Genomic DNA, 10,338 nt, shown 5'->3' with positions numbered 1-10,338 from the left:
GCCGATGGTACTGCAGGGGGGACCCTGTGGGAGAGTAGGACGCCGCCGAACAATTCTTCTGAAGAACCCCCATCCGGATCCCGGATGGGGGTTCTTCGCATTTCCGGGCCTTTTCAGGTGTTGAGCTCGAAATCGCCGGAAACGTAGGAACCGTCAGGACGGCCAGAGCGGCCGTGTGCCTCATGATCAGGAACCACAGGCCTTCCCCTCCCCCGCCTCCGGCCTGTCTACGCCCGTAGCGCCCCTTCAGGGCCCCTCTGAGGCACTGAAGGCTGAGCCGGTGTCACTCTCCCGGCTTGGCGCTGGTGATGACGGCGAAGACGGCGCCGTGCGGGTCGGTCAGCTGGCCGAGGCGGCCGACGCCGTGCACGTCCATGGCCGGGATCCGCACCGTGGCGCCGAGGTTGGTGGCGATGGCGAGGCTGGCGTCCGTGTTGGGGACCTCGAAGTACGGGAGCCAGTGCGAGGTGGTGCCGGCGGCGGTCTGGTCGGGGCCGAGTTGCATGATGCCGCCGTGGGCGTCGTCGGTGCCGCCGCCGGCCGGGGTGAGGACGGTGTAGAGCGCGCCTTCGAGCGGGACGTCCTGCTCCTGCCAGCCGAAGACGGTGCGGTAGAAGGACTTGGCGCGCTCGGCGTCGACGCTGTAGCACTCGGCCCAGCAGAGGCTGCCCTCCTCGTCGACGAGATCCAGGCCGCGGGTGTCGTGCGGCTGCCAGACGGCGAATTCGGCGCCGGTGGGGTCGGTGTACCCGGCCATCCGGCCCGCGGTGAAGACGTCGAAGGGGGTGAACCGGACGCGGCCGCCGGCCTCTTCGACGAGTTCGGTGGTGCGGTCGGCGTCGAGGGTGGCGAAGTACAGCGTCCAGGCGGGTAGTGCGCCCTCCTCGGTGAGCGGGCCGAGGGCGGCGACCGTCCGGCCGCCGAGCTGGAAGAAGCCGTAGCCGCCGGCCTCGGGGCCCGCCGAGTCGAAGGTCCAGCCGAACAGCGCGGTGTAGAAGTCGACGGAGGCCCGGGTGTCGGGGCTGCTCAGGTCGAGCCAGTCGGGGGAGCCGGGGCGGAAGGCGGTGTTAAGCATGGCGGCACTGCTCCTCGGACGGGGCCCGGGCGGGCGCGGTCGACGGTCCCCCGCGGCTCCTCCCAGCCTGGCACCTCGGCGGGGGCGGTGCACGGCAGGGTTCGGGCGTACGTTCGGGCTCGGGTTCGGGGCTGTGGGTCTGTCGGGGCCGGGCGGTACGGTGCGTAGCGGAATGATCCACCCGTACCGGTCGAAGGGGGCCCGGTGAGCAAGCAGGCGCAGTCGGGGCAGCAGCCGCTCCAGCTCGCGCAGGTCGAGGGCGTGCTGGAGCGGATCACGTACGCCAACGAGGAGACCGGCTACACCGTGGCCCGGGTCGACACCGGCCGCGGCGGGAACGACCTGCTGACCGTGGTGGGCGCGCTGTTGGGCGCGCAGGTCGGGGAGTCGCTGCGGCTGCACGGCCGGTGGGGCTCGCACCCGCAGTACGGGCGGCAGTTCACGGTGGAGAACTACACGACGGTGCTGCCGGCCACGGTGCAGGGCATCCAGCGCTACCTCGGCTCGGGGTTGATCAAGGGGATCGGGCCGCGGTTCGCCGAGCGGATCGTGGAGCGCTTCGGGGTGGACACCCTGGAGGTGATCGAGAACGAGCCGGGCCGGCTGATCGAGGTGCCGGGGCTGGGGCCGAAGCGGACGAAGAAGATCGCGGCGGCCTGGGAGGAGCAGAAGGCCATCAAGGAGGTGATGGTCTTCCTGCAGGGGGTCGGGGTGTCGACCTCGCTGGCTGTGCGAATCTACAAGCAGTACGGCGACGGCTCGATCGGTGTGGTGAAGAACGAGCCGTACCGGCTGGCCGGGGACGTGTGGGGCATCGGCTTCCTCACGGCGGACCGGATCGCGCAGGCGGTGGGGATCCCGCACGACAGCCCGGAGCGGGTGAAGGCGGGGCTGCAGTACGCGCTGTCGCAGAGCACCGACCAGGGGCACTGCTTCCTGCCGGAGGAGCGGCTGATCGCGGACGGTGTGAAGCTGCTGCAGGTGGACGTCGGGCTGGTGATCGACTGCCTGGCGGAGCTGGTGGCGGCCGAGGGGGTGGTGCGCGAGGCGGTGCCGGGTGAGGGCGGCGAGCCGGTCACCGCGGTGTACCTGGTGCCGTTCCACCGGGCGGAGATCTCGCTGGCCAACCAGCTGGCGCGGTTGCTGCGGTCGGATGCGGACCGGATGCCGTGGTTCGGATCGGTGGACTGGCCGGTGGCGCTGGACTGGCTGGCGAAGCGGACCGGGGCGGAGCTGGCGCCGGAGCAGGAGCAGTCGGTGCGGCTGGCGTTGACCGAGAAGGTCGCGGTGCTGACGGGCGGTCCGGGCTGCGGCAAGTCGTTCACGGTGCGGTCGATCGTGACGCTGGCGCTGGCGAAGCGGGCCAAGGTGGTCCTGGCGGCGCCGACCGGCCGGGCGGCGAAGCGGCTGGCGGAGCTGACCGGGGTGGAGGCCTCGACGGTCCACCGGCTGCTGGAGCTGAAGCCGGGCGGGGACGCCGCGTACGACCGGGACCGGCCGCTGGACGCGGACCTGGTGGTGGTCGACGAGGCCTCGATGCTGGACCTGATCCTGGCGAACAAGCTGGTCAAGGCGGTGCCGATGGGCGCCCACCTGCTCTTCGTGGGGGACGTGGACCAGCTGCCCTCGGTGGGTGCCGGCGAGGTGCTGCGGGACCTGCTGGCGGAGGGCGGGCCGATCCCCTCGGTGCGGCTGACCAGGATCTTCCGGCAGGCCCAGCAGTCGGGCGTGGTGACCAACGCGCACCGGATCAACGAGGGCAGGCCGCCCCTGACGGAGGGTCTGGCGGACTTCTTCCTGTTCGCGGAGGACGACGCGGAGCGGGCCGCCGGGTTGACGGTGGACGTGGTGGCGCGCCGGATCCCGCAGAAGTTCGGCTTCGACCCGCGCCGGGACGTCCAGGTGCTGGCGCCGATGCACCGGGGCCCGGCGGGCGCGGGGAACCTGAACACGCTGTTGCAGGGGGCGGTGACGCCGGCCCGGGAGGGGCTGGCTGAACGCCGCTTCGGTGGTCGCACGTTCAGAGTGGGGGACAAGGTCACGCAGATCCGCAACAACTACGACAAGGGGCGCAACGGTGTCTTCAACGGCACGGTGGGGGTGGTGACCGCCCTCAGCGTGGACGACCAGCGGTTGACGGTGCTCACCGACGAGGACGAGGAGGTGGCGTACGACTTCGACGAGCTGGACGAGCTGGCCCACGCGTACGCGGTGACGATCCACCGCTCGCAGGGCAGTGAGTACCCGGTCGTGGTGATTCCGGTCACTATGTCCGCGTGGACGATGCTCCAGCGGAACCTGCTCTACACCGCCGTGACCAGGGCACGGAAACTCGTGGTGCTGGTCGGGTCACGGAAGGCGATCGCGCAGGCCGTACGGGCCGTCAGTGCAGGTCGGAGGCATACCGCGCTCGATCATCGGCTGGCTACTGGATGATTATCCAACAGGATGGTTGCCTTTAAAGTTCTCTTGACGTGAAGAGATTTACGGCAGAGCCTAGGGTGGTGCCGATCTTGTCCGGTTCGTACCGGCTGCGGCTGCAGGTTTTGTAGGGGCGGGCCCTTTCGGGCCACCCCGGGTGCGCGACTGTCCTCCGGATGGGGGATGGTAGAGACAGTCAGGGCACCTTGGAAGAGGATTCATTTCGTCGGTGAGGAAGACGTGAGCGACAACTCGGTAGTACTGCGGTACCAGGACGGCGAGTACGAGTACCCCGTCGTCGAGAGCACTGCGGGCAACGCCGGCTTCGACATCTCGAAGCTGCTTCCGCAGACCGGCCTGGTCACCCTGGACAACGGCTTCGGTAACACCGCCGCGTACAAGTCCGCGATCACCTTCGTGGACGGCGACAACGGCATCCTGCGGTACCGCGGCTACCCGATCGAGCAGCTCGCCTCGCAGGGCGGCTTCATCGAGACCGCGTACCTCCTGATCAACGGCGAGCTGCCCAACGCGGACCAGCTGGCGGAGTTCAACCGCGAGATCACCCAGCACACCCTGCTGCACGAGGACGTCAAGCGCTTCTTCCAGGGCTTCCCGCGGGACGCCCACCCGATGGCCATGCTGTCCTCGGTGGTCGGCGCGCTCTCCACGTTCTACCCGGAGAGCCACAACCCGTTCGACGCGGCCCAGCGCCACCTGTCGACGGTCCGCCTGCTCGCCAAGCTGCCGACGATCGCCGCGTACGCGTACAAGAAGGCGATGGGCCAGCCCTTCGTCTACCCGCGCAACGACCTCAGCTACGTCGAGAACTTCCTGCGGATGACCTTCGCCGTCCCCGCCGAGGACTACGAGCTCAACCCGGTCATCGTCAACGCCCTGGACAAGCTGCTCATCCTGCACGCGGACCACGAGCAGAACTGCTCGACCTCCACCGTGCGCCTGGTCGGCTCCAGCCACGCCAACCTGTTCGCCTCGATCTCGGCCGGCATCTCGGCCCTGTGGGGCCCGCTGCACGGCGGCGCCAACCAGGCCGTGCTGGAGATGCTGGAGAGCATCAAGAACGACGGTGGCGACGTCGACGCCTTCATCACGAAGGTGAAGAACAAGGAAGCCGGCGTCAAGCTGATGGGCTTCGGTCACCGGGTCTACAAGGCCTTCGACCCGCGCGCCGCCCAGGTCAAGGTGCTCGCGCACGAGGTCCTCGGCCAGCTCGGCAAGAACGACGAGCTGCTGGACATCGCGCTCAAGCTGGAGGAGCACGCCCTCAAGGACGACTTCTTCGTCTCGCGCAAGCTGTACCCGAACGTGGACTTCTACACCGGCCTGATCTACCGCGCCATGGGCTTCCCGACCAGCATGTTCACCGTGCTGTTCGCCATCGGCCGGCTGCCGGGCTGGATCGCCCACTGGCACGAGATGATCAACGACCCGACCAGCCGGATCGGCCGCCCGCGCCAGATCTACACCGGCACCGCGATCCGCGACTACGTCCCGCTCGACGGTCGCTGATCCGGCAGTAGCCGAAAGGGGCCCGGCCGCCGAGCGGCCGGGCCCCTTCGCGTCCCCGCGGCGGCCCCCCGAGGGGTCCGCCGCGGGGACCTCACCGTACGGCGCACGACTCCGGGGTCGGCCGCAGCCGGGGACGGCCGCTCAAAGCGTCCCTGGCCCGCCGGAACCCCGGCGCCGTGCGCGAAGGCCGTCAAGGGCGACGACCGTTCCCGGGGCCCGCCGGAGCCCCGTCGGCGGCAGCCGGTGGAAGCGCGGGGACGCGTTGCCGTTCATCGCGTTCCCGCCCACCGGAAAACTGCCGCACTACCAACCTAAGACGTATCAGGCTGCGAGAAGTTACGCCCGGGGGGTGTGAGCTGCCTCTCGCCACGCTCCGTGTGCGCGTCGTACCCCGCTCATATCACACCTTCCCTCGCGCGGGACGTCACCCTCCCCGCAGTCACGGCAACCGAGCGTGATAGGAATCGTGGCATTCCGGTACGGACCGCCGCGCACACTCGTAGCGCGGCGGCGGACCTGGGGAGGGAGTGCGCAGATGGCCAGGAACGTCGTCGTCACCGGCGGTGGCACGGGAATCGGGTACGAAGTCGCGCGGCGCTTCGCCGAGGCGGACGACCACGTGGTGATCGTGGGCCGCCGGCGCGCGGTCCTGGAGAAGGCGGCGGCCGACCTCGGGCCGAACGTCACTCCGCTGGTGTGCGACCTCGCCGATCCGGACGAGGTCGAGGCCGTGCTGCGCGAACTGCCCGAGCGGATCGACATCCTGGTCAACAACGCCGGCAGCCGGGAGACCGTGGTCGGCGGCGGGCCGCACGCCCTGCTGGCCCGCTGGCGCGGCGACTTCGAGCGCAACGTGCTGACCGTGGTGCTGCTCACCGAGTCGCTCCGCGACCGGCTCACCCCGGGCTCCGGCCGGGTCGTCACCATCAGCTCCATCGCCGCCCTGCGCGGGGCCGGCTCGTACGGCGCGGCGAAGGCCTCGCTGCACGCCTGGAACCACTTCCTGGCCGCCCAGTTGGGCACCTCGGGCATCACCGCCAACATCGTCGCGCCGGGAACGGTCAGCGGCACCGAGTTCTTCGGCCCCCGGCTGGACGAGGCCGAGGTCGCCCGCCGGGCGGCCCGCACCCTGCTCGGCCGGATCGGCGAGACCGGTGAGGTCGCGGCGGCGGTGCACTTCCTGGCCTCGCCCGAGGCGGGGTTCATCACCGGCGAGATCCTGCACTGCAACGGCGGCGAGCTGCTGGGGCGTTGACGCCCGGAGCGCGCGGAGGGGCCCGCACCGGTGGGCGGTTTCCAACGGTCCGGACCCCTCGTGTCGTTCGCGGTGCCGGTGGTCGGGCGGGGTCAGGCGGGCCGGAAGCGGCGCAGCCGGAGGCTGTTGGTGACCACGAAGACCGAGGAGAAGGCCATCGCGGCCCCCGCGATCATCGGGTTGAGCAGGCCGGCGGCGGCCAGCGGGATCGCCGCCACGTTGTAGCCGAAGGCCCAGAAGAGGTTGCCCCTGATGGTGCCGAGGGTGCGGCGGGAGAGCCGGATGGCGTCGGCGGCGGAGCGCAGGTCGCCGCGGACCAGGGTGAGGTCGCCGGCCTCGATCGCGGCGTCGGTGCCGGTGCCCATCGCCAGGCCGAGGTCCGCCTGGGCGAGGGCGGCCGCGTCGTTGACGCCGTCGCCGACCATCGCCACGACCTTGCCCTCGGCCTGCAGCCGCTTGACGGTGTCGACCTTGTCCTCGGGGAGCACCTCGGCGATCACGTCCCGCGCCGGGATGCCGACCTCGGCCGCCACGGCCTCGGCGACCAGCCGGTGGTCACCGGTCAGCAGCACCGGGCGCAGGCCCAGCGCGCGGAGCTCGGCGATCGCCTCCGCACTGGTCGGCTTGACCGCGTCGGCCACCTCCAGGACGGCCCGTGCCTCGCCGTCCCAGCCGACCGCGATCACGGTGCGCCCGGCCGCCTCGGCGGCGGCCTTGGCGCGGGCCAGGGAGGGCGGCAGGTGCAGCGCCCGGTCGGCGAGCAGGGCCTCGTGCCCCGCGACGACCGTGCGGCCCGCCACGAGCCCCTCCACGCCCCGGCCGGGGACGGCGCGGAAGCCCTCGACCGGCGGCAGCTCGCCGGTGGGCTCGGCGGAGATCGCGGCCGCGGCGACGGCGGCGCCGATCGGGTGCTCGGAGGCGTGCTCGACGGCGCCGGCCAGGCGCAGCGCCTCGGCCTCGGTGGTGCTGCCGGTGGTGTGGACGGCGAGCAGCGCCATCCGGCCGGTGGTGACGGTGCCGGTCTTGTCCAGGACGACGGTGTCCACCGCGCGGGTGGTCTCCAGCACCTCGGGGCCCTTGATCAGGATGCCCAGCTGGGCGCCGCGGCCGGTGCCGACCATGAGGGCGGTCGGGGTGGCCAGGCCCAGGGCGCACGGGCAGGCGATGATCAGGACGGCCACGGCGGCGGTGAACGCCTCGGTGGGGCTGTCGGTGACCAGCAGCCAGGTGACCAGGGTGGCCAGGGCGATCAGGATGACCACGGGGACGAAGACGGCGGAGATCCGGTCGGCCAGCCGCTGGGCGGCGGCCTTGCCGTTCTGCGCCTCCTCGACCAGCTTGGCCATCCGGGCCAGCCGGGTGTCGGCGCCGACCCGGGTGGCCTCCACCACCAGGCGCCCGCCGGCGTTGACGGTGGCGCCGGTGACGGTGTCGCCGACGGTGACCTCGGCCGGGACGGACTCGCCGGTGAGCATCGAGGCGTCCACGGCGGAGCTGCCCTCGACCACCAGGCCGTCGGTGGCGATCTTCTCGCCGGGTCGGACCACGAAGCGCATGCCGACGGCCAGCCGGCTCACCGGCAGGCGCACCTCGCGGCCGCCCTGGAGCACGGCGACCTCCTTGGCGCCGAGGTCGAGCAGGGCGTGCAGTGCGGCGCCGGCCCGCCGCTTGGAGCGGGCCTCCAGGTAGCGGCCGAGCAGGATCAGCACGGTGACGGCCGCGGCGGTCTCCAGGTAGAGCGTGGCGGAGGCGTCGGTGTCGCCGACGGAGAGCGAGAAGTCGTGGCGCATCCCGGGCATGCCGGCGTGGCCCCAGAACAGCGCCCAGAAGGACCAGCCGAAGGCGGCCAGGGTGCCGAGCGAGACCAGGGTGTCCATGGTGGCGGCGCCGTGCCGCAGGTTGGTCCAGGCGGCGCGGTGGAACGGCAGGCCGCCGTGGACCACGACCGGGCCGGTGAGGGCGAAGGCCAGCCACTGCCAGTTGGTGAACTGCAGGGCCGGGACCATCGACAGCATGACCACCGGGATGCTGAGGACGGCGCTGATCAGCAGGCGGTCCAGCAGGGGGTCGGCGGCGGGCTGCTCCGCCGCGGTGGCGGGGCCGGACGGCTCGACGCCGGACAGTGCGGGGACGGTGGGCGCCGGGGGCGGGGGGAGCTCGGCGGTGTAGCCGGTGCGCTCGACGGTGGCGATCAGGTCCTCGACGGTGACCCCGGGGCCGTAGTCGACCCGGGCCTTCTCGGTGGCGAAGTTGACGGTGGCCTCGACGCCGTCCATCCGGTTGAGCTTCTTCTCGATCCGGGCCGCGCAGGAGGCGCAGGTCATCCCGCCGATCGACAGCTCGACCCGGTCCCGGGCCTCGACGTCGGGGGCGGACGTGCTCATGCGGATCAGCTCCTTGGTGGGGGGCGTACGGCGGGGCCGCTGGTCCGGCCCCGCCGCTCGGCGGTTCAGGCGCTGCGGCCGACCAGCTCGTAGCCGGCCTCGTCGACGGCGGCGCGGACCTGCTCGTCGTCCAACGGCGCGGCCGAGGAGACCGTCACGGTCCCGGCCTTGGCGTCGGCGGCGACCTCGGTGACACCGGCGAGGACGGAGAGCTCCTCGCTGATCGCCTTCTCGCAGTGGCCGCAGCTCATGCCGGACACGGTGTAGGTGATGGAACTGGACATCGGGGCCTCCGGAAAATCGGTGCGGGTTCCTACGGTGCTGACACCATACCCCTCTGGGGTATTCCCGGTGAGGCGGGGGAGGTGCAACGCATCGTAGGCGACAGAGCGGGCGGGTGAGGGTGGTGATCGTCCCTTATGTTCGGTATGTGTTCTCGTTCCGCCGCGCCCAGTCACCCTCGGCTCCCACGGCAGCCGGACTGTCACCGGACCGGCAGCGCGGCGCCCTGCTCGCCGCCGACCTCCAGGACGTCCCGTTCCGGTGGCGGGCCACCCCCGCGCTGCTCGCCGTCCTGCTGGTCGGGCTCGCGGACCTCCTCTCCGGCAAGGACCGCTACCTCGCGCCGCTGATGACCGTCGTACCGACCATCGCGGCACTGACCCTCAGACCCCGCGAACTGCTCTCGGTCTGCGCCCTCGGGCTGCTCGCGGTCTTCGGGCTCAGCCACTACGACGAGGTCGACAACATCAACGACGCGCGCTTCCTCTACGGCGCCATGGTCAGCTACCTGGTCGTGACCCTGTTCTCGGCCTGGGTCGCCCAACTCCGTATGCGGCGCGCGGCGGCCTTCGCGGCCGTCAGCTCCGTCGCCGAGGCCGCCCAGCGGGCACTGCTGCGGCCGCCGGGACCGGCCGTCGGGCCGCTGCGGCTGGCCGTCCGGTACGTGTCGGCGGCGGACGCCTCACGCATCGGCGGGGACCTGTACTCCGTCCTGGAGACGCCGCACGGGACACGCGTCGCGGTCGGGGACGTCCGCGGCAAAGGACTCGCCGCCGTGCAGACGGCGGCCGTGGTGCTGGGCGCGTTCCGCGAGGCCGCGTACGACGAGGCCGGGCTGCGGGGCGTCGCGGCGCGGATCGAGGCCAGCGTCGAACGGCACGTGCCGGACGGGGAGTTCACCACGGCGCTGTTCGCGGAGTTCCGGACACCGGGGGCGATGGAACTGCTGCAGTACGGGCACGTGCCGCCGATCCGGGTCGACGGCGCCGGGCGGGCGCACGTCCTGGACGCGCCCGACCCCTGGGTGCCGCTGGGCCTCGGCCGGCTGGCCACGGGGGAGCCGACCACCTGGGGGCAGCCGTTCGGGCCCGACGACGTGCTGGTGCTCTGCACGGACGGGGTGATCGAGGCGCGGCACCGGGAGAGCGGGGAGTTCTATCCGCTGGCCGAGCGGGTGGGGCCGCTGGTGCGGGGAGCTGCGCGCTCGGCGGGGGAGCTGGAGTCGGCGGTGGGGCGGGTGTACGCCGACCTGCTGGCGCACACGGGTGGGGAGCTGCGGGACGACGCGTTGTTGTTGCTGATCGCGCGGACGGATGGGTGAGGGTCTGTCTCTTATACACATCTGACGCTGCCGACGAGCGATCTAGTGTAGATCTCGGTGGTCGCCGTAT

7 protein-coding genes are annotated in these 10,338 nt (G+C 71.8%); 4 read left to right on the top strand and 3 right to left on the bottom strand.

The window, feature by feature from the left end; genetic code table 11:
* Positions 1–283 precede the first annotated feature (283 nt).
* Entirely contained in the window at positions 284–1,075 is a 792-nt protein-coding gene (locus OP86_RS31205) for a VOC family protein (protein ID WP_030062399.1), read from the bottom strand.
* Positions 1,076–1,279: 204 nt separating this feature from the next.
* Between OP86_RS31205 and recD2 the strand changes: the two genes are divergently transcribed.
* The 3 genes from recD2 (at position 1,280) to OP86_RS31190 (ending at position 6,281) form a co-directional block, all read left to right on the top strand.
* Positions 1,280–3,511, top strand: coding sequence for an SF1B family DNA helicase RecD2 (gene recD2 / locus OP86_RS31200; RefSeq protein ID WP_051831080.1), 2,232 nt, complete (start codon positions 1,280–1,282; stop codon positions 3,509–3,511).
* A 225-nt stretch (positions 3,512–3,736) separates the two neighbouring features.
* On the top strand, positions 3,737–5,026 hold the full coding sequence (locus OP86_RS31195; protein WP_030062398.1) for a citrate synthase: 1,290 nt from the start codon (positions 3,737–3,739) through the stop codon (positions 5,024–5,026).
* A 535-nt stretch (positions 5,027–5,561) separates the two neighbouring features.
* Positions 5,562–6,281, top strand: coding sequence for an SDR family NAD(P)-dependent oxidoreductase (locus OP86_RS31190; protein WP_030062397.1), 720 nt, complete (start codon positions 5,562–5,564; stop codon positions 6,279–6,281).
* 92 nt (positions 6,282–6,373) lie between these two features.
* Here OP86_RS31190 and OP86_RS31185 read toward each other — a convergent pair whose 3' ends face one another.
* Both OP86_RS31185 and OP86_RS31180 read right to left on the bottom strand, forming a co-directional pair.
* Entirely contained in the window at positions 6,374–8,665 is a 2,292-nt protein-coding gene (locus OP86_RS31185) for a heavy metal translocating P-type ATPase (protein WP_030261085.1), read from the bottom strand.
* Positions 8,666–8,730: 65 nt separating this feature from the next.
* Positions 8,731–8,949 carry a heavy-metal-associated domain-containing protein gene (locus tag OP86_RS31180; protein WP_030062394.1) on the bottom strand — a complete coding sequence of 73 codons (219 nt, stop codon included), beginning with the start codon at positions 8,947–8,949 and terminating at the stop codon, positions 8,731–8,733.
* A 146-nt stretch (positions 8,950–9,095) separates the two neighbouring features.
* On the opposite strand from OP86_RS31180, the gene OP86_RS31175 reads away from it, so the two are divergent.
* Positions 9,096–10,268 carry a PP2C family protein-serine/threonine phosphatase gene (locus OP86_RS31175; RefSeq protein WP_051831078.1) on the top strand — a complete coding sequence of 391 codons (1,173 nt, stop codon included), beginning with the start codon at positions 9,096–9,098 and terminating at the stop codon, positions 10,266–10,268.
* The last annotated feature ends 70 nt before the right edge of the window (positions 10,269–10,338 follow it).

The organism is Streptomyces novaecaesareae, assembly GCF_000716875.1.
GTDB classification, from domain to species: Bacteria; Actinomycetota; Actinomycetes; order Streptomycetales; family Streptomycetaceae; genus Kitasatospora; species Kitasatospora novaecaesareae.
The sequence above is the reverse complement of the archived record's forward strand: the minus strand, read 5'-3'. Positions and strand labels throughout refer to the sequence as shown.

Coding starts and splice junctions, on each gene's coding strand:
- OP86_RS31180 (WP_030062394.1), bottom strand. CDS start 8,949: ATGTCCAGTTCCATCACCTACACCGTGTCCGGCATGAGCTGCGGCCAC.
- OP86_RS31185 (WP_030261085.1), bottom strand. CDS start 8,665: ATGAGCACGTCCGCCCCCGACGTCGAGGCCCGGGACCGGGTCGAGCTG.
- OP86_RS31205 (WP_030062399.1), bottom strand. CDS start 1,075: ATGCTTAACACCGCCTTCCGCCCCGGCTCCCCCGACTGGCTCGACCTG.
- OP86_RS31190 (WP_030062397.1), top strand. CDS start 5,562: ATGGCCAGGAACGTCGTCGTCACCGGCGGTGGCACGGGAATCGGGTAC.